This is a genomic window from Ruegeria sp. CDSB136 (assembly GCF_059610965.1).
Genome location: NZ_JBXWOP010000015.1, coordinates 63977 through 88452, shown reverse-complemented (window position 1 = coordinate 88452; position 24476 = coordinate 63977). Strand labels below are relative to the sequence as shown.

Annotated in this window: 26 protein-coding genes and 1 riboswitch; of the genes, 18 read left to right on the top strand and 8 right to left on the bottom strand. The window is 59.1% G+C overall.

Features of this window, described 5'->3' with window-relative positions:
- Positions 1-3: 3 nt before the first annotated feature.
- The gene (locus AC2FIR_RS16385; protein ID WP_496762748.1) at positions 4-1350 is read left to right on the top strand and encodes a site-specific integrase; all 1347 of its coding nucleotides are present in this window, start codon (positions 4-6) and stop codon (positions 1348-1350) included.
- 456 nt (positions 1351-1806) lie between these two features.
- Here AC2FIR_RS16385 and AC2FIR_RS16380 read toward each other — a convergent pair whose 3' ends face one another.
- Entirely contained in the window at positions 1807-2412 is a 606-nt protein-coding gene (locus tag AC2FIR_RS16380; protein ID WP_496762746.1) for a VPLPA-CTERM sorting domain-containing protein, read from the bottom strand.
- A 194-nt stretch (positions 2413-2606) separates the two neighbouring features.
- Between AC2FIR_RS16380 and AC2FIR_RS16375 the strand changes: the two genes are divergently transcribed.
- A complete protein-coding gene (locus AC2FIR_RS16375) occupies positions 2607-2744 on the top strand; it encodes a hypothetical protein (protein ID WP_496762743.1) in 138 nt (45 codons plus the stop codon).
- Here AC2FIR_RS16375 and AC2FIR_RS16370 read toward each other — a convergent pair.
- Entirely contained in the window at positions 2741-3415 is a 675-nt protein-coding gene (locus tag AC2FIR_RS16370; RefSeq protein ID WP_496762741.1) for a hypothetical protein, read from the bottom strand. The genes AC2FIR_RS16375 and AC2FIR_RS16370 overlap by 4 nt on opposite strands.
- A gap of 12 nt (positions 3416-3427) precedes the next feature.
- Here AC2FIR_RS16370 and AC2FIR_RS16365 point away from each other — a divergent pair, with 12 nt between their 5' ends.
- Together AC2FIR_RS16365 and AC2FIR_RS16360 are read left to right on the top strand one after the other, a co-directional pair.
- The gene (locus AC2FIR_RS16365) at positions 3428-3607 is read left to right on the top strand and encodes a hypothetical protein (protein WP_496762739.1); all 180 of its coding nucleotides are present in this window, start codon (positions 3428-3430) and stop codon (positions 3605-3607) included.
- Between the two features lie 319 nt (positions 3608-3926).
- Positions 3927-4565, top strand: coding sequence for a hypothetical protein (locus AC2FIR_RS16360; protein WP_170824534.1), 639 nt, complete (start codon positions 3927-3929; stop codon positions 4563-4565).
- A gap of 445 nt (positions 4566-5010) precedes the next feature.
- Here AC2FIR_RS16360 and AC2FIR_RS16355 read toward each other — a convergent pair whose 3' ends face one another.
- The 4 genes from AC2FIR_RS16355 to AC2FIR_RS16340 all read right to left on the bottom strand — a co-directional run bounded on the left by AC2FIR_RS16355 (position 5011) and on the right by AC2FIR_RS16340 (position 8518).
- A complete protein-coding gene (locus AC2FIR_RS16355; RefSeq protein WP_496762734.1) occupies positions 5011-5412 on the bottom strand; it encodes a hypothetical protein in 402 nt (133 codons plus the stop codon).
- 485 nt (positions 5413-5897) lie between these two features.
- Positions 5898-7124 (bottom strand): HlyD family secretion protein, encoded by a 1227-nt coding sequence (locus AC2FIR_RS16350; protein WP_496745643.1) that lies wholly within the window; start codon positions 7122-7124, stop codon positions 5898-5900.
- Positions 7117-7455, bottom strand: a complete 339-nt coding sequence (locus tag AC2FIR_RS16345) for a hypothetical protein (RefSeq protein WP_170609625.1) — start codon at positions 7453-7455, stop codon at positions 7117-7119. Before AC2FIR_RS16345 ends, AC2FIR_RS16350 begins: the two co-directional genes overlap by 8 nt.
- Before the next feature lie 163 nt (positions 7456-7618).
- On the bottom strand, positions 7619-8518 hold the full coding sequence (locus AC2FIR_RS16340) for a LysR family transcriptional regulator (RefSeq protein ID WP_496745645.1): 900 nt from the start codon (positions 8516-8518) through the stop codon (positions 7619-7621).
- Between the two features lie 244 nt (positions 8519-8762).
- Between AC2FIR_RS16340 and AC2FIR_RS16335 the strand changes: the two genes are divergently transcribed.
- On the top strand, positions 8763-9269 hold the full coding sequence (locus tag AC2FIR_RS16335; RefSeq protein ID WP_496745647.1) for a YybH family protein: 507 nt from the start codon (positions 8763-8765) through the stop codon (positions 9267-9269).
- Between the two features lie 171 nt (positions 9270-9440).
- On the opposite strand, the gene AC2FIR_RS16330 is transcribed toward AC2FIR_RS16335, so the two are convergent.
- Positions 9441-9776, bottom strand: coding sequence for a hypothetical protein (locus AC2FIR_RS16330; protein ID WP_170609619.1), 336 nt, complete (start codon positions 9774-9776; stop codon positions 9441-9443).
- Positions 9777-10261: 485 nt separating this feature from the next.
- A riboswitch (cobalamin riboswitch) is annotated at positions 10262-10469 on the top strand.
- Between the two features lie 94 nt (positions 10470-10563).
- Here AC2FIR_RS16330 and AC2FIR_RS16325 point away from each other — a divergent pair.
- From AC2FIR_RS16325 to cobJ, 7 genes are read left to right on the top strand one after another with little or no spacing between them, the layout of a single operon-like run.
- A complete protein-coding gene (locus AC2FIR_RS16325; RefSeq protein WP_170609617.1) occupies positions 10564-10944 on the top strand; it encodes a DUF1636 family protein in 381 nt (126 codons plus the stop codon).
- Positions 10941-11996 (top strand): cobalamin biosynthesis protein CobW, encoded by a 1056-nt coding sequence (gene cobW / locus AC2FIR_RS16320; RefSeq protein ID WP_170609615.1) that lies wholly within the window; start codon positions 10941-10943, stop codon positions 11994-11996. Before AC2FIR_RS16325 ends, cobW begins: the two co-directional genes overlap by 4 nt.
- 3 nt (positions 11997-11999) lie before the next feature.
- Positions 12000-15293, top strand: coding sequence for a cobaltochelatase subunit CobN (gene cobN / locus AC2FIR_RS16315; protein ID WP_496745649.1), 3294 nt, complete (start codon positions 12000-12002; stop codon positions 15291-15293).
- A complete protein-coding gene (gene cobG, locus AC2FIR_RS16310; protein WP_496745651.1) occupies positions 15290-16417 on the top strand; it encodes a precorrin-3B synthase in 1128 nt (375 codons plus the stop codon). Before cobN ends, cobG begins: the two co-directional genes overlap by 4 nt.
- Positions 16417-17046, top strand: a complete 630-nt coding sequence (locus AC2FIR_RS16305) for a precorrin-8X methylmutase (RefSeq protein ID WP_170609609.1) — start codon at positions 16417-16419, stop codon at positions 17044-17046. Before cobG ends, AC2FIR_RS16305 begins: the two co-directional genes overlap by 1 nt.
- The gene (locus AC2FIR_RS16300) at positions 17043-17771 is read left to right on the top strand and encodes a precorrin-2 C(20)-methyltransferase (protein ID WP_170808268.1); all 729 of its coding nucleotides are present in this window, start codon (positions 17043-17045) and stop codon (positions 17769-17771) included. Before AC2FIR_RS16305 ends, AC2FIR_RS16300 begins: the two co-directional genes overlap by 4 nt.
- Entirely contained in the window at positions 17768-18544 is a 777-nt protein-coding gene (cobJ, locus tag AC2FIR_RS16295) for a precorrin-3B C(17)-methyltransferase (protein WP_496745653.1), read from the top strand. Before AC2FIR_RS16300 ends, cobJ begins: the two co-directional genes overlap by 4 nt.
- Here the strand turns inward: cobJ and AC2FIR_RS16290 are convergent.
- Positions 18535-19266, bottom strand: a complete 732-nt coding sequence (locus tag AC2FIR_RS16290) for a cobalt-precorrin-6A reductase (protein ID WP_496745654.1) — start codon at positions 19264-19266, stop codon at positions 18535-18537. The genes cobJ and AC2FIR_RS16290 overlap by 10 nt on opposite strands.
- On the opposite strand from AC2FIR_RS16290, the gene cbiE reads away from it, so the two are divergent.
- The 6 genes from cbiE to cobF are packed head-to-tail and all read left to right on the top strand — an operon-like array spanning position 19265 to position 24390.
- Positions 19265-20464, top strand: a complete 1200-nt coding sequence (gene cbiE / locus AC2FIR_RS16285; RefSeq protein WP_170816728.1) for a precorrin-6y C5,15-methyltransferase (decarboxylating) subunit CbiE — start codon at positions 19265-19267, stop codon at positions 20462-20464. The two genes, AC2FIR_RS16290 and cbiE, sit on opposite strands and share 2 nt — an antisense overlap.
- On the top strand, positions 20461-20829 hold the full coding sequence (locus AC2FIR_RS16280) for a cobalamin biosynthesis protein (RefSeq protein WP_170808278.1): 369 nt from the start codon (positions 20461-20463) through the stop codon (positions 20827-20829). The genes cbiE and AC2FIR_RS16280 overlap by 4 nt, the downstream gene beginning before the upstream one ends.
- Entirely contained in the window at positions 20826-21620 is a 795-nt protein-coding gene (gene cobM, locus AC2FIR_RS16275; protein ID WP_170816727.1) for a precorrin-4 C(11)-methyltransferase, read from the top strand. Before AC2FIR_RS16280 ends, cobM begins: the two co-directional genes overlap by 4 nt.
- On the top strand, positions 21613-22929 hold the full coding sequence (locus tag AC2FIR_RS16270; RefSeq protein WP_170808264.1) for a cobyrinic acid a,c-diamide synthase CobB: 1317 nt from the start codon (positions 21613-21615) through the stop codon (positions 22927-22929). The genes cobM and AC2FIR_RS16270 overlap by 8 nt, the downstream gene beginning before the upstream one ends.
- The gene (gene cobA, locus AC2FIR_RS16265) at positions 22926-23654 is read left to right on the top strand and encodes a uroporphyrinogen-III C-methyltransferase (protein ID WP_170816726.1); all 729 of its coding nucleotides are present in this window, start codon (positions 22926-22928) and stop codon (positions 23652-23654) included. The genes AC2FIR_RS16270 and cobA overlap by 4 nt, the downstream gene beginning before the upstream one ends.
- Positions 23647-24390, top strand: a complete 744-nt coding sequence (cobF, locus tag AC2FIR_RS16260) for a precorrin-6A synthase (deacetylating) (RefSeq protein WP_170609598.1) — start codon at positions 23647-23649, stop codon at positions 24388-24390. Before cobA ends, cobF begins: the two co-directional genes overlap by 8 nt.
- Positions 24391-24476: the final 86 nt, after the last annotated feature.

Genomic DNA, 24476 nt, shown 5'->3' with positions numbered 1-24476 from the left:
CCCATGGCTATCGTGATGAAGATCAAATACCTCGACAAACTCAAGGAAGGCTTCAGGTTCAAGCGTCGGCTGCCTAAGGACGTTGCTCAGGTCACCGGGCGGGAATACTTTCAGGTGCGTATTGCCGTGAAGGATGAGGGGCCTGCTCTGCTCCGTGAACATGCCGCCATATTGAGGGACTATGAGGACACCGTCAGGGCTGCCAGAAGACAGGCTACAGGGTCGGAGGAAGTGCCCCCTAGGGAGAGATGGTATCGCGCTCTCACAGAGGCTGAGAGGCTTGTCTATGAACTGCCTGATGAGGACCTGAGGGATGTCCTCGCAGATGAGATGCACAAGCTAGGGTCTGACCCCATGCTGCTCAAAGCCATCAGAGACCCTGAGGCTGCACCTCCGGCTGTCACCTTGGCAGATGCGAAGGCTATCTATGAGACAGAGAAGGTGAGGGGAAAGAGGTCTGCCCAGCAACAGTTGGACCGAACCTGTAGACGGATTGAAGATGTCCTTGGTCCACTCGATCAATTGAAGCTGACCGACTTGAAGAGGGAACAAGCCCGCCACCTTCGAGACCAGATGCTCAAGATGAACACCACATCAGGCAAGCTGCTGTCCCCCTCATCTGTGAAGCGGGAATTGCGTATTGTCTCTGCCATGGTCAACGTGGGTATCAAGGAGTTCGACCTTATCAATCAAGCCTCGAACCCCTTCCAAGGCCTTGAAGTCCACCAAGGGGAAACCCGAGAGGAAGACAAGAGGCTGCCCCTTAGCATGGACCAAATGGAAGCCATGCGTGTCCGACTAAGGAACCACGCTAGGTCCCTCGATCTGCTTCTGATCTGGGACATGTTAATCGACACTGGCTGTCGTCTGGCTGAGATAACTGGTCTCACGATAGACGCTGTCCATCTTGATGCTACTATCCCCTTCATCGACATCAAGCCCAACTCAATCCGCTCCATCAAGGAGAAGGTTTCAATCCGCAGGGTGCCCCTTAAGGGCCGCGCTCTGGTAGCCGCTGAGGAGTCCATGGAGAGCCGCAAGGGTGCCTCTGGTGGTGACCCCCTATTTCCAGCATACGGGCGCACTAGGGGGGCTGACAGCGCTTCTCAGGCATTAATGAAACACCTGCGAACCATCACTGAAGACACACGTCACGCGGTTCACTCCACGCGCCACGCCATGAAGGACCGCCTGAGGTTGGCAGGGGTAGACCCAGTCGTCCAGAAGTTCGCGCTGGGTCATGCTGTGGCGGGTGTAGGTGAGACTTACGGTGGCCCTGAGGCTCGCCTTCAGTTGGTTTCTGAGGCGTTCGATAGTGTGAAAGACGTCCAGTGGACCATCGTGTCGTAGACCACGGGGTCGGACTTATCAGACCGGCTTCGAACCCTGCGCCATCGGGTCCAACCCGAAACTCTTTCTTCTTGGGTTGCGTATGAAACCTTTGAGCTTGCCCCAAACACGTTACGATTGACGAAGGCAATTCCGTTCAAAACCCGACTGTCGTCGACGCGAGGTTTACTTTGAGACTTTGGGAAGAGGGGGGCCAGACGGGCCATCCACTCGGCGCTTAGCCAGAAAATGTCAGCCATTTTTCACCGCTCGATTTCGGCGCGATGAATCACGCCGCACGGCGGAAATCAATGGGTCCTGACCCTAGCTGAGACTGGTTCGAATTTGTCCGACAGCACCCTCAGACCTATGAAGCGGCCTACACGATTTCCAAGTTTAGGGACACTTTACATCACAACATTTAGCGCCAAGTCTTGCATTTAGTAGGCATTAAGTTCGCCAAAGATCTCAGGCTACTTAGCCTAACTTAGGTGACCTGTTGCGTGAAAATAATACCAGCCCAAGAAGCGCAGTTATCAGCAGCCAAGATGAAGTAGGCAGTGGAACTGGCGCAACGTACAAGTCCCCTTGGATCGAAACCAATGACCATGTGCCAGGCTGAGAGCTTCCGATGGTATTTATGGAATCGTGATACCAATCATAAATGCCATTTGAATCTGGTGTACTTGAGCCAAAAAAACCATCTGGGGGACCGTCCAACCAAAACGCGGTACCCGTCAGGTTGCCAGAGGCATTCGTTTGCATTCTGAAGTCAGTTCCAGCCACAGTGTTCGTGAGATCTGCATAGTTAGTAATAAAACCAAGCACGCCTTGTACCGGTCCCTGCGGGGTCAAGCCTGACGACCCCGGAAGAAAAAAAGAAATATTGGCGTTGAACAGAGACTGACCGAGCAAATACTCGTCAAGTATCAGTGTCGCACTAAAGCCATTTTGGATTGTTGCAGTGCCATCATTATTATCCACTATTTGGTCCAACAATGCGCCTTGATAGTGGTAAGTGAAGGTTGCCGCATTAACAGGCAATGCCCATAAGAAAACTATTGCCAGAAAGAAATGTCGCATCTACCCCCCCCCAGAGGAAAACAAGTTTACGACACAATCATCGCATCACTGTATAACCTGCGTCAACTATTGGAACAATTCGGTCTGAAGACGCGAACTCCAACCCTCTCAGGTGCGCCATCATCGCCATATTTCTAAGGTTTATTGGGAAAAAAGCCGCTTCTGTACCACATTTGCAGGAGCTTAAGTACCACATGGCTATTGTGATGAAGATCAAATATCTCGACAAACTCAAAGAAGGCTACAGGTTCAAACGCAGGTTGCCGAAGGACGTTGCTCAGGTCACGGACACCTCGGGTATTCTTTCAGGCTGTTCTCAGGAATCGACCTAGTCAAATTTGATGGCGTCGTCTGAAAGCGTGTCCATCCGCCCCTTGAAGTTACGCCGGGGGTTGTAGGTGAAGTCGTTGCCTTCATCGTTGCTCGCCTCTCTCAGCAACGCATCAAGCGGTCGTTCGGCGTCCCCTACAGGTGTCCTTGCAGTGCGCTTTCGGTCAACGATGCTGGTGTCCGAAAGTTCTTCGTCTGCGTCCAGTACATCACTTTCCCAAAGCTCTGCGGTGATCTGCTTCAATCGCCAAGGGTCAAACACCTTGCACAATACGGTAAGCACGTCCTCATCCCGCTTTAGCTGGGCATCGGTTAACACTCTACTGATTGCATTCGCAGCGTCGTTGGTCATCGTTTCTAATTCCTCACTGCTGGGTGGCGTCCAATCGTCGTCGCGCTGGACCTTCCACTGGTTATCCCGCCACCATTCCCCTGTCGGTTTATGCTCAGCATCAGTCATCAGCTTGAACACCTTGTTCATACGTTGAACGGTTCGCGTTGAGACCCCTGACGCATGTGCGATCTGTGACTTGGTTAGCTGGCCCTGCCAGTTCTTGCCTGTCCAGTGCAGGCTGTCGCGGACCAGACGCCATGCCGCGTTATTACGCTCTGCTGGCATCAAGGGCTTACTGTCTTTTGTGTTCGCCGCGAGTGCCACCAAACGGGCAACCATAGGCAGGCATTCGTGAACCAGAACGGGGACCAGTGGGGCATCTCTGAGGTCAACCCCATGGGTTTCGAAGTGGTGATAATATGCCTCGGTCCTGTGGTGCCCATCCATGATGATCAGTCGCCCGGTATGGCTGCCGGTATCATCACATTCCCGCCAGAGCAGTATCGGGTCGAGTTCTCGGCCAGACCGTAAGGCTTTCGCTACCTCATTATAAGATGTACATCAGTAGTGATGTGCGCTTAACTTGGTTCCGCGCCAGAAGTAAGTCAACCCATTGAAAACATGCACTAAAAGGACTTTCCCGCAGGTGGTGAGAGTTGGTCCCGAGGTGGCCCCATAGGGGGGTATGCGCGGCATCTCTATATATCTCTGGCACTCAGATTTTTTTGCCAAAATATTGGGTATCCGCCTTTATTGGAAAACCACGGTCGAATATCGGGTCTTTTCCAATGGACGTCAGAAAATTATTTTGCGTAAAGTGATGACGTTACTGGCTATTTTTTGAGGGTATATGATGAAGCTTCTTTTAGGGACCGCGTTCGTCTTGAGCATTTTTCAGGCCACTGAGTTGTGCGCTCAAGAAACAGGCTCGGGTGCATTTGATGGTGTGATCACTCCGCAGGACGACAGCGTTCTTTCTGGCCCTGCGATTGGTGTTTTAAATGCGATAGCGGAGGAATACGGTTTAGTCACCGTCACCGAGTTCACATACGACAATAAGTCTTGGATGAAACAGGCCGGTGCCTTAACACCCGAAGTTCTCACCGACGAAATGGCGGCACAAGGATGGGCCACCGAAGAAGTAGCCCAGACGTTGAGGGCAGCGCCAGACGTTTCGTGGTCCGTTTACAAATCATCGGCAGGACCGGGAAAGTTGGATTTCATGGCGGTTCCGGATACTGATGATGTTCCGGGATTTGTTTTTAAGTCTGGTGGAGAAATAGAGCCTATTCCAGCGGCGTTACTCTCTTGGTCGACCGTATCGACTATTCAAGAGGAATTGATAGAGAATATGATGTTGGCTTTAAAGGGAGCTTGCGATTTACCCGTCCGGCCAAATGAAATTAAAGCCTCCGCAAGCGCAGGTGTCGTAGGAGTTGAAGCGACTTGGAACACCGCAGACGTGTGCGATCGACTTCCAAGTCCCTAAACCCCTTAAGGTACCCAGCAGGCCCCTCAGTCGCCGCTGGGTTGTCCCTTAGGGCGCGCAGACGTTCGACCTTGCGGAGATCGTCGAGGGTCGCCGCTCGGGTCTCGGGCTTGGGGGTTGGCTTGGTGTCCTTGAGGTCCAGAACTTCGCGGATGCTGTTGGCCTGTTGAAAGTGTCTCACACGGGAGACACTCACATCATACACCGCGATGTAGCGATAGGCGTGGGCGCGACTGAAGCAGCAGTTGTCTTCGATCCACTTACGGAGACCCCCTTCAGGCTTGCTAGCCTTCACCGCGCTCAGTTCCTCTCCGATCTCCGCAGCGATCTCCTTAGCGGTGCGACCTAGCGCCACCACTTCGCGGTGCTTTTCGTTGATGGATTGGGCGCGCATAGCGTCAGCCGTCAGGGTAATGTCTGTCAAATACGACGGCGCTGTCGTTTATTATTGACACTCCTTGTACCACTTCAGTACCACTTCAGTCACACCCAGCGGCTGACTTATCCAATAAAATAAGGGGCTTGGGGGCGGTTGGATTTGCACGAGAGCCATCTCTGGTGCATCTACACCAAACAAACGGATCTGGGTTTTTTTGATCACCAGAGTGTCACCATCAACTACATACGCGGAACCAGTCAATATCGACACCTCTGGACGCGGGACCGTATGGCTTGGGTCGAAACGCGGCAGCTGCGATGAGCTTTGCTGCGGGCCGGTGGCTATCTTAGGCTTTTCGCCCACTCGAGGCTGCCAGGGGCGCGCAATCGTGTTGTCAGGTTTGTTGCTGCGAAGCGCCAAAAAAACTGCACCTGCCAGAACCAGGCCCAATACTATCAAGATTTCCACGAAACAGGTCTCCCATAGCTTGTCAGAAAAATGACTTCACTAGAACTGGATCAACTCAAGCACACGCCGGGGTTGAATTTCTAGAGCATGTCATATTCACCCAATAGGATGTGACCTCATTGCCTCTCCAATAAGGTCAATGAGTGCGCTTTGTGACGGTTCATCTCCGTTTCTTTGTAAGGCCAAATAACTTACTGAATTTCAGTTAGTTCCTGATTTCCACGTCTTCTAGGGCGCTAAAACAAGATGGCAGGAAATCCAAAAAGAATGGCGACTTCGCGTAAGCAGTCGCTTCGATGCGGTTCGATGTGCGTTCCGGCGTGAAGAATTCAGCGGATTTATTAGTAGCAAAGGGTCGCGTTATGAGTGTGGAGCCAAAGTTAAGATGACAGATATATCAGGCCCCCAAAAAGCCTGACAGAAACAGGATATTGTTGCTGACCTTGCCGTTTACGGCAAAGCCCTCCCTCTCAACGAGTTGGGCCTCAATTGAAGACCAACGCCTTGACGGGCAGCAAAATTGTCTGTGCGCGCAAAACGATCGCGTTTGCGATACCCATCCCGTCCACAATCCGTGCAAGAAAAGCCGAAAAACCCGTTATTTCACCGGCATCAATTTCCTTCGCCCGGCTTGTATAGGCAACGCCGACGCATGAACTTCCCGGGGGGATATCTTCCAGATGTTTCGGGAAGATTGGCGCAAGAAAGGCTGTCACAGTGCCGGGTCGCGCCCGATCCTGCTGATCCAGCAGCGCATCACCTGGTCGGAATTGCCCCGCAGCAATCGCGTCTTGCACCTCGTCCACGACCATCGGGATTATAGTCAAGGGTTTGGATGCGCAGGTGATTTCCACCAGCATGCCGGGCTTGAGCACGCTGGCTGAAATCTGACCGAAAGCCGCTATGAAACGCCCTTGTCCTGAGACGTCTGGCACCAGAATACCAGCGGGACGCAGAATTGGGTTAACGATGTCGCCCGGCTTCAGGAGGAATTGGGTCACAACCCCGTCCACCTCAGCGAATACGGTTGATTTCGATATCTCGTTTTCGGCCTCCCGAAGCACGGCGCGCGCGCTTTCAAGCTGCGCAGGAAGAAGTGAGGTTTGGCGAAGCTTGGCACCATCGAGTGCCGCGAGTGCGGCTGCGCGACGGCTCTCCGCCCCGGACACTGCCGTCTGCAACCGCTCCAGCTCCTGCTCGCTCACGACAGTATCGTTTCGCTCGGCAAGCTCTAGGCGTCGATCCAGATCGCTTGTGGCCTGCGCGAGATCTGCTTCTGCCGAATCAACACCAGCGGCGGCTGCCGCAATTTCTGTTGCAGTCAGGCCCAAAGCGGCCTCGATCTCTTCTATACGGCGTTGAGCGGTATCCGCTGCTGCTTCTTGTCGGGTCGTGTCCAACCGGAAAATGGCGTCACCGGCATCAACCGCGTCATTGTTGGCGACATAGACCTCTGAGACGCGGCCACCGCGATCTGACAGTATGGTAACCGTGCGAAATGCGGCGGACACGTTCCGCGTTGAGGGGTGAAAATAGAAGATCACTGTGATCAGCGTAACGGCCAGTATTGCACAGGCGGTCAAACCCCACCGCAATTCATACCAGACGTTGAACAGGGTTATTTCATGGCCCCATCTCTTGCCCTGCTTGTAGCGGCGGTACAGGTAATCCGGGACAATCGTGATCAATGCAGAGAATACCAACTCAAGCATCGTGGCTCTCCGAAAGGTCCACTTCGGTCCTGAGCGGGAATATCTCGTGCAGAGGCACAGCGGCAATCAGAATGGCGGCGATCCAGAACGCATTGTTCAGTGTGAACAGCGAGATCAACCCAAGCACACCAACCAGTTGCATTTGAACCTTGTGCGCGCCTGCCGCCATTCGGTCGGGAATGGCTTGCACGGTAAAATACAATGCGCCGAAACCCAGCAGGACAACGACAAGAAGAAACCCAACAACGATCAGAAAGCCGTCTGTTTCCCCAGGAGGTGTCACCCAAAACGGGAGCCGCGCCATCGCCTCATCAGAGATAGAGCTGTTCACGTGAACCTCCTGTTTCCAAATGATCCCCGGCAAGGATAAGCGATTGAAATCAAAAAAACCAATCCTGCACGAGGCAACTCTGATCAGCCCCCGGCCCGATAGCGTGAACATAATGACGGGCCAGTGCCCGATATGACGTTGGACGGAATCCAGTTCGAGGTTCTCAAGCCTCCTGAGAAAGTGGTGCGCACGTCACTTCAAGCCATTTCAGGAAAGCACCTACCTGATCGGAAATGCGCCCCTTTCGGTAGACCGCAAAGTAGCAGGCCACCCATTTCGGCGGCACGTCGATAGCTTCCAGTCTGCCATTATCCAGGTACTTTTTGACGGTCACTAGAGGGCTTAGATGCAATCCGTAGCCTTGCAAGGCGGCGTCCAGCTCGAACTTCGATCCCCCCGGATCAACAAGCTGAAGGTCGTCGACGCGCAGGCCGAAGTCCCGGACGACACCTTCAAAGACTTGGGAACCGATGCTCTTGTCCTGTATCCACGGCACATCGGTCAGGTTTTTCGCACCCAACCTGACAAGCTCTGGTGTGCCGCATAATACGAACGGCGACTTTAGAAGCAGTTTCTGGGCCGCGCCGCTCCAAACATGGTTTGGCGGGCCTCCGCGTATCGCAATGTCAAAGGCTTCGAGATCGACGTCCCACGAATTTCCTTCCGCAGCGAAGGACACCTGGATGCCGGGGTGTTCCGCCCAGAAGCCGCCAAGACGTGGCATGATGACCGCGTCGACAAATCGGACAGTCGTAGACACACTCACACCGCGAGCGGCCTCCTGAGCCGTCACATCATCAATGCCTTTTGCGATCTGTTCGAATGCGTCGTTGAGTGTGCTGGCCAGCGTCCAACCGGCCTCGGTTAAAGCAAGTCCGCGGCCCTCTCGGCGCACAAGTGGAATCCCTAGATCAGCCTCAAGCTTTCGCACCTGTTGCGCAATTGCGGCAGTGGTTACGTTCAGTGAACGTGCCGCGGCAGAATAGCCGCCTAAACGGCCGGTCGCCTCGAACGCCCTGAGGGTCGTAAGCGGCGGCAACTTATGCCAGTCAATAAGATTCATTCAGTAGACATACTTAATGATTGCTGTTTTTTCCTGCCTCGCAAGGTACACCAAATGTGACTATTGTCGAGAAATACACCTGATGCGAATTGAACAATCAGTGGTGTAGCTATCTAAAACTGCGATTGCCCTAAAAGCCTGTCGGATTGCGTTGCAATGCGATCGTCCTGCAATGCGTTTTGCGTTGACAGGCGGGTTTGAACAACCGGCAAGGTCCAATCGCCACAAATGCTTGGAGGCCGATATGACTATCAGGATGACAATGCTTTTTACTGGAATAGGGTTGGCTATCGCGGCACCGGCGCTGCCCGACACCAAAGCCGAGACTCCGCAAGCCGCACACACTGCGTATCTTGCAGCGATCAACTCGAACAAACTGGATCAATTCCTTGAGACGGTCACTGATGACGTGGTGTTCATCGCACCCGGCGCGCCTGTCATGAAAGGCAAAGCCAAGGTCGGGCCTTGGGTGCGCGGGTATTTCGACGCCGTTCACACCCGTTGGAAAAAGCAATCAGTGGAGTTTGTTGTGGCAGCGAGCTGGGCGTTTGAGCGTTATGAGTTTACCGCCACCGATGTTCCGCGTGACTCGGGTCCTGCCACTGTTTCCACCGGCCATGGCATCAATATCTACCATCTTGAAGATGACGGAACATGGCGGGTGGCGCGGGATATCTGGTCCAACGCGAATAACTTCAGCGCTGGTAGATCAATCGCGCCGGCGTGTTCGGGGCGTGCCGAACCTTGCTGATCAAAAGATTTGATTGGTTGGCACGCCGCCCAAATGGCTTGGACACATACCGGATCGGCCGCTTTTAACCGGGTTCCATCCACGGCCAACTACATTGGCCTCCGGACGGAACCAGGCAAGTACTTTTCTCGGCAACCGAAAGGCCCAACCCGCAGACCGGGCATTAGCGAATTACTGGGCCACAACTTCCTTGCAGCTGCCTTTGCCCCATCCGGATTTGCTGCCCGAAGCCGAATAGTCAAACGTGCCAGTCTTGAGATTCACGTTGTAATTCAGGGTAAAGCCGTCACCGATATACAGGTAAGTCAGGGTGTCGAGGCCGGGATACACCTCAGCCTTATTGTCGATATCACCAATGGTAATATGCCCTTTGTTCTGGCCCTCGTATTTGACCAGCGTGGCCGCCATTTCCGGATATTTTGCATCCGCCGCTTCACACTCGAACACCCGGTCTTCCGCAACTGCAGCGACGGGTAAGTACACAAGAAAAGCTGCTAACTTTTTCATTTTTTGTTTCCTGGCATATTCTGTTCGCCGACGCCCGCTAAGGGCAGTTTGAGGCATAATTTTGCAAAAAATCTGGCTACTCTGTGCACAGCAAGACGGCCATCAGATTTGATCTCGAAGCGGTCGTTTTTGCCGGGTCTTGCGCGAATACTGAAATGGAGTATCCCGAGCCGGTCGGAACGGCGGTTACTTAATCAACGAAACCCCAATCCCTCAGTTTAGCGATGCCCGAAATGACAGGCGGTTGGTCGCCGCAACGTCCACACGCGGCCTGCCCCAGTGGTTCTGAAGCCGAATCCGCCCCGCCCGTCCGGTTCCCGCCGACCCCTTCCAAAATCAGCGAACATCACACGGAACACCTCAATCACGCAGGTTTTCGGGCGCCGTGAACGCCCGGCGATGCCGCTGAGTGACCACCTCAGGTCGCTTTTTCCTTCCGGCGGCGAAACCGCGCATCCTTAAGCTTGACAAGTCCCCCGCCTGTGCCGCATGTCCGACCCGTTGGTGTCCATCCCTGGATGGATGAAAAGGGAATGCGTCAGCGGTTTTTCCGTCAAACGCAGCCGCCCCCGCGACCGTGACCGGAGAGGGTGCCCATAGCCACTGGCCGAAAGGCCGGGAAGGCGGGACATCTGCCAGAGCAAGTCTCTGACATCCGCAAGCCGGGAGACCTGCCAGCACCCGAAGAAGAAACCGGGCGGGGTGTTCCGGTGTCGGGTCCATGTGCAGACGCGTGGCCCGCATGAAACCCCGTCCCCCGCGAAGAGGATTTGGGGGGATGAGAGACATGACCGAGACCGCACCAGTCGAGTTGCTGGTCTGTACCACGTGCCGCCGTGGACTGCCCGTCGAGGATGATGAAAAACGCCCCGGCACATTGCTGCACAAAGCGCTGCAACAGGCCGACCTGCCCGAAGGCATCACGCTGAAACCCGTCGAATGCCTGTCGAACTGCGATCAGGGCTGCTCGATCGTGCTGCGCGGTGGACCGGGTCGCTGGACCTTTGTCTATGAGAACCTGAACGAAGCCGAACACGTTGACGCCATTGTCGACGGTGCGACCAAATATCTGGCGACCGAGGACGGCTTGGTCAAATGGCGTGAGCGCCCCGAACATTTCCGCAAAAACTGCGCCTCCCGCATTCCCCCGATTGGAGCCCTGAAATGAGCACTCTTGAGAAATTACCCGTCACTGTGATCACCGGCTTTCTGGGCTCGGGGAAGACAACGCTGGTCAAGCACCTGATGCAGAACCCGCAGGGCAAACGTCTGGCGGTCGTGGTCAATGAATTCGGCGACGTGGGCGTCGATGGCGATATTCTGAAATCCTGCGCCATTCCCGATTGTCCGGCAGAGAACATCATGGAACTGGCAAACGGCTGCATCTGCTGCACCGTGGCCGATGATTTCATTCCGACCATCGAAGCGCTGATGGCGCTGGACCCGCGCCCCGATCACATTCTGATCGAAACCTCCGGCCTCGCCCTGCCCAAGCCGCTGCTGAAAGCCTTTGACTGGCCCGATATCCGCTCAAAAATCACTGTGGATGGCGTGATCGCTCTGGCCGATGCCGAGGCGGTCGCGGCAGGTCGCTTCGCTCCGAATGTCGAGGCGGTGGATGCCCAGCGCCTGGCCGATGACTCGATCGACCACGAAACGCCTCTTTCCGAGGTGTTCGAGGATCAGATATCCTGCGCCGATATCATCCTGCTGACCAAGCCCGATCTGGCCGGGCCAGAGGGTGTTGCCAAAGCCAAAGAGATCATCGCAGCCGAGGCCCCGCGCCCGCTGCCCGTCGTAGAGGTTGCCGAAGGCGTCGTAGACGTCCGCGTCGTGCTCGGTCTGGAAGCCGCAGCCGAGGATGACATGGACGCGCGTCCGTCGCATCACGACGGTCACCACGACCACGAACATGACGATTTCGAAAGCATCATCGTCGAACTGCCGGAGCAAAGTGACCCACTCGATCTGGTTGCCAAGATCGAACGTCTGGCCAGGGAACTGAACATCCTGCGCGTCAAGGGGTATGCGGCAGTTGCCGGCAAACCGATGCGTCTGCTGGTTCAGGCTGTCGGTGCCCGGGTGCGTCATCAGTACGACCGCCCCTGGGAACCCGGCGAGGAGCGCCGCTCGCGTCTTGTGGTCATTGCCGAGCACGACGACATCAAAGAGGCCGAAATCCGGGATATCCTCGTGGGTGTGACCGAGGCCGCCGAGTAAGCCATGCACGTCGTCTTCCGCGAAAGCCACGGGCTTGAAGAAACCGAGACCCCGACCGATCTGGGCCAGAGCCCGGCGGATCTGGTGATGTTGTCCTTTTCGGACAGCGATCTCGGTGCTTTCGCGGCAGGCTGGCATCGCGGCGGTGGGCCGGAAGGGCGAATGCCGACGATGCGGTTGGCCAATCTGACGGCGCTGAAACACCCTCTGTCCGTTGACACATATGTGGAACAAACGCTTGACGGCGCAAAAGGTATCCTGATCCGCCTGATTGGTGGGGTACCTTACTGGTCATACGGGCTGCAGCAGGTTCTTGCGCTGGCGCAGGCCAAAGGCATCGCGCTGGCGGTTCTGCCCGCCGACGGGCGTGTGGATACCCGGCTGGACGACTATTCTACCCTGCCCGTCTCGACCCTACGGCGGCTGGCACATTTGTGCGACACTGGCGGCGAGGTCGCGGCGCAGGCGGCTTTGGCGCAGATGGCCTTGGCGGCAGGTCTCTATGCCGGGCCGGTGATGGGGGCCAAAACCCTTCCCGAATGCGGTGTTTGGTGCCCTGACCGCGGCGTAATCCAGATAGAAACCGCATTTACGAACGATGCGAAACGCATCATCGTCACTTTCTATCGCGCCTACCTGACCTCCGCCGACACCGGCCCGGTCGCCGCCCTGATCCACAGCCTGCGTGCGCGTGGGTTCGAGGCAATGGGCATGTTCGCCCCTTCCCTCAAGGCACCTGCTGCCGCCGACTGGATGCGCCAAAACACCGTTGCACTGGAACCTTCTGCGATCATCAATGCCACCTCCTTCTCGGGCAAAGGTGCGTCGGGAACCTCTCCGCTTGACGCGGCGGGTGTGCCGGTTTTCCAGGTCGCTCTGGCAACTTCACGCCGCAAAGCGTGGGCCGAGGCCGAACGCGGTCTTTCCCCCGCCGACCTTGCCATGCACGTCGTGCTGCCCGAAGTGGATGGGCGGATCTCGGCGGGCATCGCCTCATTCAAGGAACCGGGCAAACGCGATCCGCACCTGGAGTATTCCCGCTTTGCCCACCGCGCTGAACCTGAACGGATCGAAGCGATCATTGATCGTGTAACCGGCTGGCTGAATCTGAACGACCGACCCAAAGCGGAACAGGTGCCGGTTCTGGTTCTGTCCACCTACCCCGGCAAGGACTGGCAGATGGCCCATGCGGTGGGCCTTGATGCGCTGGCATCAGCCGAAGCGATGCTGTCAGATTTGCAATGCGCCGGGTATGACACAGCCCCTGCCGAACCGATCGCCGACACATTGCTGGACGCCCGGATTGCCTGGTCGCTCGAAGATTATCAGGCCGCGCTTGCACACTTGCCGGATCAACTGAATACGGACCTGCAAACAGTCTGGGGCAAGCCCGAGGATGATCCGACCTTTGTTGATGGCGCGTTCCATTTCACCGCGCTTCACCGGGGCAAGGCGCTGGTCGCGCTGCAACCCGAACGTGGCAAGCCTGAACTGCGCGATGACGACTATCACGACCTTTCGCGCACACCGCGTCACAGCTATGTCGCGTTTTACCTTTGGCTGCGCAAAAGCCTGCACGCCGACGCACTGATCCATATTGGCGCCCATGGCACTCTGGAATGGCTGCCGGGAAAATCCGTTGCCCTGTCCGCCGAGTGTTGGCCCGAGGCGCTGATCCGTGATTTGCCGGTGATCTACCCCTTCATTGTCAACGACCCAGGCGAAGCCGCACAGGCCAAGCGCCGGATCGGAGCCGTCACGCTGGGTCACATCCCGCCCCCGATGAAGGAGAGCGGCACGCCGGACAGAATGGTTCGGCTTGAATCGCTGCTGGACGAATTCTCGAACGCCGACGGGCTTGACCCAAAACGACGCGACCGCTTGCAGGAAGATATCCGGGAAGAAGCTCAGGCCATCGGGCTGGAAAGCGACCTTGGCCTTGACCAAGCCACCTGTATCGCCGAGGCAATCACCCGCATCGACCGCTTTGTCTGCGACATCAAGGAAAGCCAGTTTGGCGACGGGCTGCATATTTTTGGCCGCGTGCCTGAAGTGACGGGCAATTTCGACCCCGCGCCATCTGCACACGCCGAACGCGCCGCCTTGCTGGACGTGCTGGCCGGAAAGCGAATTGAGGCTGGACCGTCCGGCTCGCCCTATCGCGGGCGATCGGATGTGCTGCCGACTGGGCGGAACCTCTTCACCACTGATCCCCGGTCGGTCCCGACCCGCGCGGCTTATTCACAAGGCGTGAAACTGGCCGAGGAACTGGTTCGGCGGCACCTGCAGGAGGAAGGCGATTATCCGAAAGGCCTGATCGTCGATCTATGGGGGTCTGCCACCATGCGCACGGCAGGCGAGGAATTCGCGATGGCGCTGCACCTGCTGGGCGTGAAACCGGTCTGGGACAAGGGATCAGAGCGGGTATCAGGCATCGAAGTGCTTCCAATCACCGACCTCAGCCGTCCGCGACTGGACGTGACCCTGCGTGTGTCGGGCCTGTTCCGGGATGTATTCCCGACGCTTTCCGCCCTATATGGCCAGGCCGTTCGGGCTCTGTCCCAGCGGGACGAAGCGCCGGACTGGAACCCCTTCGCGGGGCAGACCCCGAACCCTCGGGTCTTTGGCCCGGCTCCGGGCAGCTATGGCCTGAATATGACACACTTGTCGGAAACCTACACCGACGAGGCCCGCACGCAGGCGGGTGAGGCCTGGCTACTGGCCAGTTCATTCGCACTGGAAGGCGAACACGTCGCACAGGATATCGACGGCATTACCCGACAAGTCGCCAAAGCGGACAGCTTCGTGCACCTTCAGGACCTGACCGAAACCGACCTGCTGCTGGCCAACGACTATGCCACGCATGAGGCCGGTTTCGCGGCGGCCAAGAAGATTACCGGCGGCGAGGTGCAACTTTACCATCTCGACAACACCAATCCGGATAAACCCCGCGCCCGCACCCTGCCGGAAGAGATCAGCCGCGTCGTCCATGCCCGGGCCGCCAATCCCGCCTGGATCGCGGGGATGCAGCGCCACGGTTTCCGCGGGGCGGCCGAGATCGCGGCGACGCTGGATCACATGGCTTCTTTTGCCCACCTGTCCGGTACGGTCGCGCCACATCTTTTTGACCTCTACCATGACGCGACGCTGGGCGATGTCGAGGTGGACGCGTTCCTGCAACAGGCCAACCCGCAAGCGCATCAGGCCATGCAGGACCGGTTCCGCGCGCTGCTGGAGGCCGGGCTTTGGAACACGCGCCGGAACTCGATCCGGGCCGATCTGGAGGGTCTGAGATGAGCGCACCGATCGTACAAGGCTGGTGCCCCGGCGCGCATCGACCGATGATGTCCGGCGACGGGCTGGTCGTTCGTGTGCGCCCTCGGCTGGCGCGGCTGGATGCCAAACAGGCATTGGGCCTGTGCGAGCTGGCAGGGCAATTCGGCAACGGCACCATCGATCTGACCAACCGGGCCAACCTGCAATTGCGCGGCGTGAGCGAAGCTGATCACCAGCCTCTGCTTCAAAAACTCTCTGCACTGGACTTGCTGGATGCAGAGCCCGGCATTGAAGTGCGGCGCAACATACTCGTCTCGCCGCTGTATCAAACCGGCGATCTGACCAGCCGTCTGACTACGGAGTTGACTGACCGGCTGGGTGAATTGCCCGACTTGCCCGCCAAGTTCGGCTTTGCCATCGACACCGGCCCGAACCGTCTGCTTGCAGCGGATTCAGCGGATATCCGGCTGGAGACCGGTCCTGACGGCCTGATCCTGCGCGCGGACGGGTCTGACACCGGGCGACGTGTCACCGAGGCCGAAGCGATCGACCAATTGATCGCGTTGGCAGAATGGTTCTCAGGGAATTTCACCCCGGAAAATCGCCGCATGGCGCGGGTCGTGGCAGCACTAGGCCTGCCGCAGGAGTGGCAGGGCAGCAACCCTGCCCCAACTGGCGAACCGCTTCAGCCTGGCACTCACGATCTGGGTGCATTCTATGGCGCGGCGTTCGGGCAACTGCCCGCCCAGCCTCTTGCCGAACTGATCGCGGTGACTGGCGCGACTGCTCTGCGTGTCACACCTTGGCGGCTGATCCTGCTGGAAGGCCGGGCGTCGATACCTGCTGCAGACTTTGTCACCGATGACGCCGACCCACTCATGACCACAGATGCCTGCCCCGGTGCGCCGTTCTGCCCTCAGGCGCAGGCAGAAACCCGCGACATTGCCCGTGCCCTGGCCCCGCGCGTGGCCGGCACACTGCACGTGTCCGGTTGCTCCAAGGGATGTGCCCGAATGGGCCCGGCCGACGTCACCTTGGTTGGCCGGAACGGCCGATTTGATCTTGTAAATCAGGGCCGCGCGGGGGATGAGCCCAGCCAGCGCGGGCTGAGCCCCGAAACACTCATGACTATGGACCTGACCTGATGCCCTATGAATACGAAACCGATGGTGCGGCGATCTACAAGGAAAGCTTTGCCACCATCCGCTCTGAGGCAGATCTGGCCCGGTTCGACGCCGACGAGGAACAGGTCGCCGTTCGCATGATCCATGCCGCCGGAATGGTGGGGCTGGAAGAGTTCGTGCATTTCTCGCCGGGATTTGTGACCGCGGCCCGCACGGCGCTGGAAAGCGGCGCCCCAATCCTGTGTGACGCGCGCATGGTCAGCGAAGGCGTGACCCGTTTTCGCCTGCCCGCCGACAACCAGGTGATCTGCACCCTGCATGACGAACGCGTGCGCCCGCTGGCCGCCGAGATGAGCAACACCCGGTCCGCCGCCGCGCTGGAATTGTGGCGCCCTCATCTGGAAGGCGCTCTGGTCGCCATCGGCAACGCGCCCACCGCCCTGTTCCATCTGCTCAACATGCTGGAAGACCCCGGCTGCCCCCGTCCCGCCGCCATCATCGGCTGCCCCGTGGGGTTCGTCGGCGCGATGGAATCCAAGGACGCCTTATGGGAAGCGCAGCCCGTGCCGTCCTGCATCGTCAAAGGCAGGCTGGGCGGCAGCGCCATTACCGTGGCAGCGATCAACGCCATCGCAAGCCGGGCGGAATGAAGATGGGCACAATATACGGTGTGGGCCTTGGCCCCGGCGATCCCGACCTGATGAGCGTTCGGGCGGATCGCCTGCTGCGCAACGCAAAACACGTCGCCTTTTTTCGCAAGCCGGGCCGCAGCGGTCAGGCCCGCAAGATCGTAAACGGGATGATCCCGGAAGGGGCAGTTGAATTCCCGATGGAATACCCCGTCACCACGGAAATTCCCGTCACGGACCCGCGCTACAACGAATTGCTGTCTGAGTTCTACGAAGACTGCACCGCGCATCTAAAGGCGCTGTCTGAAAACGGCGAAGACGTGGTGGTTCTGTGCGAAGGTGACCCGTTCTTTTACGGCTCGTTCATGCATCTATACAGCCGGTTGCGCGACAACGCTCCGGTCGAGGTGGTGCCCGCCATCACCGGCATGTCGGGCGCGTGGACCGCAACCGGCGATCCGATCACCTGGGGCGATGACGTGCTGACAGTACTGGTCGGCACCCTGCCCGAGGACGATCTGGCCCAGCGCATGGCCCAGACGGATGCGCTGGTGGTGATGAAAATCGGCCGCAATATCGACAAGGTCAAACGCGCATTGCAGACAGCCGGGCTTTATGACCGTGCCTGGATCGTTGAATACGCGCAAATGCCGAACCAAACAGTGACGAAGCTGTCCGAGGCGTGCGGCAAGATCACGCCCTATTTCTCGATCATCGTTGTCCATGGCCAGGGTCGTCGTCCATGAGCGGCTGGGTCAAAATCGCGGGGCTAGGCCCCGGCAATGAGGATCTGGTCACTCCCGAGGTTTCGGCTGCATTGGCCGAAGCGACCGACGTTGTCGGATACATTCCCTACGTCGCCCGGGTGGCAGAGCGCACCGGCCTGACGCTGCACGCAAGCGACAACCGGGTCGAGATCGACAGGTCACAGCACGCGTTGCAGATGGCGTCAGAGGGCAAGCGCGTGGTGGTTGTGTCCTCGGGCGATCCAGGTGTCTTTGCCATGGCCGCCGCTGTGTTCGAGGCAATGGAAAACGGCCCCTCGGAATGGCGTGAAATTCCGATTGACGTGCTGCCCGGGATTACGGCGATGCTGGCCGCTTCGGCCCGCGCCGGTGCGCCGCTGGGTCATGATTTCTGTGCCATCAACCTCAGCGACAATCTCAAGCCGTGGCCTTTGATCGAAAAACGTCTTCGACTGGCCGCGCAGGGGGACTTCGCGATGGCATTCTATAACCCTCGCTCCAAGTCCCGTCCAGAAGGCTTTGTAAAGACACTGGAAATCCTGCGCGAGGAATGTGAGCCAGAGCGTCTGATCCTGTTCGCCCGAGCGGTTACGCGGCCCGACGAGGCCATTCGCATCTCGACCCTTGCCGAGGCGACACCTGACATGGCCGACATGCAGACCGTGGTGATTGTCGGATCTTCACTGACCCGTGTGATTGACAGGGACCGCGGGCCAATTGTCTACACGCCAAGGTTTACTCAGGCCAGCGATCAGGCCAGGGATCAGGAATGACCCAGCCAGTCCAGTACGTCTACCACATTCGACAATTCGGTTCGCTGCGGCAGGACCGGACGGTCGATCATCAGCACTGGCAGGCCCATCGCCCGCGCGGCGTCCAGCTTGGCCCGTGCGCCGGTTCCGCCCGCGTTCTTGGACACCACCAGTTCTGTGCCGTGCTGCGCCATCAGCGCCCGGTCATCTTCAACAGCAAACGGTCCGCGGGAAACGACGACGTCGCAATCCGGCAGCGGCAGGGTGTCAGGCTTATCCACCAGCCGCAACAGGTAATGATGCTGGGGCTGGGCGGCAAAATCCCCGAGATGCATCCGGCCTACCGCAAGAAAAACGCGCTGAGACGCCCCGGACAGGGCATCCACCGCAGCGGCGATGTCCGCCACGTGTGTCCAGCAATCTCCGTTCTGCGGGGTCCAGGCTGGCCTGGTCAGCGCGGCCAGCGGAATACCTGTTTCATCACATCCCTGAACCGCATTCCGGCTCATCTGCGCGGCAAAGGGATGGGTGGCATCAACCACATGGCTCACACCGTGATCACGAATGTAACGCGCCAGCCCTTCCGCCCCGCCAAACCCGCCCACCCGGACCGGCAATGGCTGCGGTCGCGGATTGTCCACCCGGCCTGCGTAGGAGTAGGTTGCAGCTATGCCCCGGTCGGCAACCGCCTTGGCCAACGCGTTGGCCTCGGTCGTGCCGCCAAGGATCAGGAGGTGGGACATGCATGAAGCTCCGTGGCTGACCGTTCTTGGACTGGGCGAAGATGGACTGGATGGCCTGTCGCCGGCAAGCCGTCAAGTGCTGGACCGCGCCGAAGTCGTCATGGGGCCGCCGCGCCATCTGGCGCTGGTTCCCGAAAACGGGGCCGAGCGGATCGCGTGGCCCGTGCCATTTGCCGATGGGTTGCCCATACTGACCGGGCTGCGCGGTCGCGCCACCGTGGTACTGGCCTCGGGTGATCCGTTCTGGTTCGGTGCCGGGTCGGTGATCGCGCGCAATTTCGATCCCGGTGAGTGGTTGGCCCTGCCGGGTCAGTCGACCTTTTCCCTGGCTGCCGCGCGGCTGGGCTGGCCCTTGGAAAGCACTTTGACCTTCGGGTTGCATGCCGCCCCTCTGACCCGGCTGCGCCCACATCTGTCCCCGGGATTGCGTGCAATCCTGCTGCTGCGCAATGGCGCGGCGGTGGCCGAATTGGCCAATTACCTGACCGAGACCGGCTTTGCCGACACGCAACTTCACGTGATGGAGGCGCTTGGCGGCCCGCGTGAGCGGGCCCGCAGTGTCTCGCTCACCGAGGCGCTTCTGGGAACCTTCGAGCACCCGGTTTGCGTCGGGCTTGACGTCGCGGGTGCGGGCCGCGCCCTGCCCAAAGCCTCGGGCAAGCCGGATGAGATATTCGAAACCGACGGGCAGATCACCAAGCGCCCCATCCGCGCGCTGACCCTGTCTGCGCTGGCGCCACAACGCGGCGAACATCTGTGGGATATCGGAGGCGGCACGGGCTCGATCAGTATCGAGTGGCTGATGTGCGACCCGAGCCTGACGGCGACCACGATCGAGCCTCGCGCCGACCGGGCCGAGCGTATCCGCCGGAATGCCGATACACTGGGGCAGGATCGACTGAAAGTGGTGCATGGCACGGCCCCCGGGGCGCTGGATGGCTTGACCCCGCCTGACGTTGTTTTCATTGGCGGCGGGCTGAGTGTTGACCTGCTGGAATGGCTGCAGAGCAATTTGCCCCAAGGTACGCGATTGGTGGCCAACGCCGTCACGCTGGAAAGCGAGGCATTGCTGGCCCAATGGCACGAGGAACGCGGCGGCGACCTGTTGCGCATTGACCTGTCTCATGCGGCACCGCTTGGCCCGCGTCGCGGCTGGAAGGCCGCTTATCCGGTGGTGCAATGGAGCGTGACACTATGATCGTCGCGGGCCTTGGCTTTTCGTCATCCGCCACGGCGGACAGTTTGCAGGCGGCATTCAAGGCGGCCGCATCCGGGCATCGTGTGGATGCGCTGGCCACTGTTGCCGACAAGCAAGGCCACACTGCCCTGACTGATTTTGCCCAAAAGCTGGCCTTGCCTCTGCATTTCATCGCGCCCGCCGATCTGGCCGGGCAGCGGACCCTCACCTGCTCGAACCGCAGCCGGGCCACTTATGGCACCGGCAGCGTGGCCGAAGCATCCGCCCTTGCCGCCGCCGGTTCCGGGGCGCGGCTTCTCTCACCCAGACTGATTTCGGACGACCGGCTTGCGACCTGCGCCGTCGCCATCGGAGGACAAACATGACCGTTCATTTCATTGGCGCCGGACCGGGCGCCGCCGACCTGTTGACGCTGCGCGGGCGCGATATCATCGCGTCCTGCCCGGTATGCCTGTACGCCGGATCACTGGTGCCCGAAGAAATTCTGGATCATTGCCCCGAAGGCGCGAAGATCGTGAACACCGCACCGATGGATCTGGATCAGATCATGGCGGAGATCGAGACCGCGCATCAGGCTGGTCACGACGTGGCGCGGCTGCATTCCGGCGACCTGTCGGTCTGGTCGGCAATGGGCGAACAGATCCGGCGCCTGAAACAGATGGGCATCCCGGTCAGCGTCACCCCCGGCGTTCCGTCCTTTGCCGCGGCCGCCGCGGCGCTTGGCACGGAACTGACCCTGCCCGGACTGGCACAATCTGTTGTTTTGACCCGTACGCCGGGCCGCGCATCGTCCATGCCCGAAGGCGAGACGCTGGAAAACTTTGCCCGCACCGGCGCAACACTTGCCATTCACCTGTCGATTGGCAATCTGGACAAGGTGATCGCCGACCTTACACCGGCCTATGGCGCGAATTGTCCTGTCGCCGTCGTGTATAGGGCAAGCTGGCCGGATGAGAGGATCATCCGCGCGACGCTGAACACATTGAAAGAGTCGCTGGACGAGAGCATTTCGCGTACCGCGCTGATCCTTGTCGGTCCTGCATTGGCGGGTGAAGGGTTTGACGAAAGTTGCCTGTATTCAAAGACCTATGATCGTCGCTACCGCCCGCAAAGTGCGGAAAGCCCCTGGTCGAGCTGGAGCCACGGCGATGACTAACCCCCCGGGATTGCTGATTTCCGCCCCTTCTTCGGGAACCGGCAAGACAACAGTCATGCTGGGCCTTTTGCGTGCGCTGGCCGAAGATGGTTTGTCAGTTCAGCCGTTCAAAAGCGGGCCGGATTATATCGACCCGGCGTTTCATCGGGCGGCAGCCGGGCGGGCCTCGTTCAATCTGGACAGTTGGGCGATGGGCGACCCCTTGCTGAACGCGATCTCAGCCCAGGCCGAAGGCGCGGATATCGTTGTGGCCGAAGGCTCGATGGGCCTGTTCGATGGCGTCGCCAAACCAGGAGAACTCGGGCACGGGTCCAGCGCTGAGACAGCGCAGCGCATGGGCTGGCCCGTTGTACTGGTGCTGGATGTAGGCGGTCAGGCGCAATCTGCGGCGGCGACGGCACTTGGGTTCCGAATGTACAATCCGGACCTGCCCTTTGCCGGAGTAATCCTGAACCGCTGTGCCAGCCCACGGCATGAACGCCTGACCCGTCTGGGGATGGAACGCGCGGGTCTGCCGGTGCTGGGCGTCCTGCCGCGGCGCGGTGATCTTACCTTGCCTGAACGCCATCTTGGCCTGATTCAGGCGGTCGAACACCCGGATCTGGAAAGCGCCATTGCCGGGTATGCAGCATTCCTGCGCGAACATGTGGACCTTGAAGCGATCAAGGCTGCAGCTTCCTCAGGCCCGAAAGGGCCATCGTCAGCCGCGCTGCCGCGCCCTCCGGCGCAACGGATCGCATTGGCACAGGATGCGGCGTTTTCGTTCACCTACCCGCATCTGCTGGAAGGGTGGCGCGCAGCAGGGGCTGAAGTTCTGCCATTTTCGCCACTGGCGAACGAAGCTCCGGCCGCGGATGCTGATCTTGTGTGGCTGCCCGGCGGGTATCCGGAACTGCACGCCGGAACGCTGGCGGCGGCTGATACGTTCCTGTCCGGGCTGCGCAAACATGCCGATACAAAGCCCGTTCACGGGGAATGTGGGGGCTACATGGCCTTGGGCGAGGGGTTGATCGACAAGGACGGCACCCGGCACCGGATGGCCGGATTGCTGGGTCTGGTGACATCTTACGAAAAACGCAAATTCAATCTGGGCTATCGTCGGGCGGAATTGCTGTCGCCGATGCCGGGACTTGCCGCCGGTACGGCATTGCGTGGGCATGAGTTTCATTATTCGTCGATTGTCGAACAGCCAGACCCCCCTTTGGCGCGCGTGTTTGACGCAGAAGGCACCGAAGGACCGCAGACCGGATCGGTACGCGGACACGTGACAGGCACCTTCTTTCATCTGATAGCCGAGGCCTCGGCATGAGCGGTTTTGTTTCCTTCATCGGCTCTGGCCCTGGCGATCCCGAGTTGATGACGCTCAAGGCGGTGAATCGGTTGCAAAAGGCGGACGCGGTGCTGTTTGACGATCTCAGCAGTGGCCCAATCCTGTCCCATGCGCGCGATGATGCCGATCTGGTCGGGGTAGGCAAACGGGCCGGCCGCCCGTCGCCGAAACAGGATCATGTCAGCCGATTGCTGGTGGACTATGCCCGTACTGGCCAGCATGTCGTGCGCCTGAAATCCGGTGATGGCGGCTTGTTCGGTCGTCTGGAAGAAGAGCTTGTCGCGTTGCGGGATGCTGGTATCGACTATGAAATCATTCCCGGCATTCCGTCAGCCGTTGCGGCCGCGGCGGCAGCGGGCATCCCGTTGACCCGTCGTCTGACTGCCCGCCGCGTGCAATTTGTGACCGGACACGATGTCAGCGGCCAGTTACCGGAAGATCTGAATCTGCCCGCACTGGCGGACCCTTCCGCGACAACAGTGGTTTTCATGGGCAAACGCACCTTCCCCTTGCTAGTCGAGGCACTTCACTCCCATGGCTTGCCGCTGGATACTCCGGCATTGATGGCCGAGTCCGTCTCGACCCCCGACCAGAAGCTTCGCCGTGCCACCATCGGCGCTTTGGCGGAACAGTTGCAATCCGAAATCGGCACAGCCCCTGCCCTGATCCTGTATGGCCCGCTGGCGGAGTTTGACAATGTATGAGCTGTCCCTGATCGGCATTGGCACGGGCAACCCGGATCACGTGACTTTTCAGGGGGCAAAGGCAATCCGTGAGGCCGATCTGATCCTGATCCCGCGCAAGGGCGAGAACAAGGCCGATCTGGCAGGACTGCGTGAAGAGATCATCGCGCAGGTGACAGATACCCCGCCCCGGATCGCTTATTTCGACATTCCCGAACGCCGGGCCGAGGACGGCTATCTGCGCGGTGTTGATGAGTGGCACGACGCCATCGCCCTGCGTTGGCAGGAGGCGATGGAGGCTGATCCAGAGACCCGGAATGTGGCGCTATTGATCTGGGGTGATCCGTCGCTTTACGACAGTTCTTTGCGAATTGCCGCGCGACTGACCCCCCAGCCACAGAAAAGGGTAATCCCCGGCATCACCGCGTTGCAAGCTCTGACCGCAGCGCACGGAATTCCGGTCAACGATATTGGCGCGCCTTATGTTGTCACGACTGGCCGAAGGCTTCGCGAACAGGGCTGGCCCGAAGCCGCGACCAAGGTGGCGGTCATGCTGGATGGTGAATGCTCGTTCCAGTCTCTGGAGATGAAGGATTATGACATCTGGTGGGGCGCGTTCGTCGGCATGAAGGAAGAGCTGCTGATCCATGGCCAACTTTCCGAGGTGGCGCAGGAGATTCTGGAGACCCGCGCCCGCGCACGAGCCGAGCATGGCTGGATCATGGATATCTATCTGCTGAAAAGGCGCGCGGTCTGACGCAAAGTGGCATAGCAGGTGAGTTTGTTGATCAGGCGGGACGCTTCGATGCGAAAAGCCTCATGGCTCAATCGAACGTCTGATGG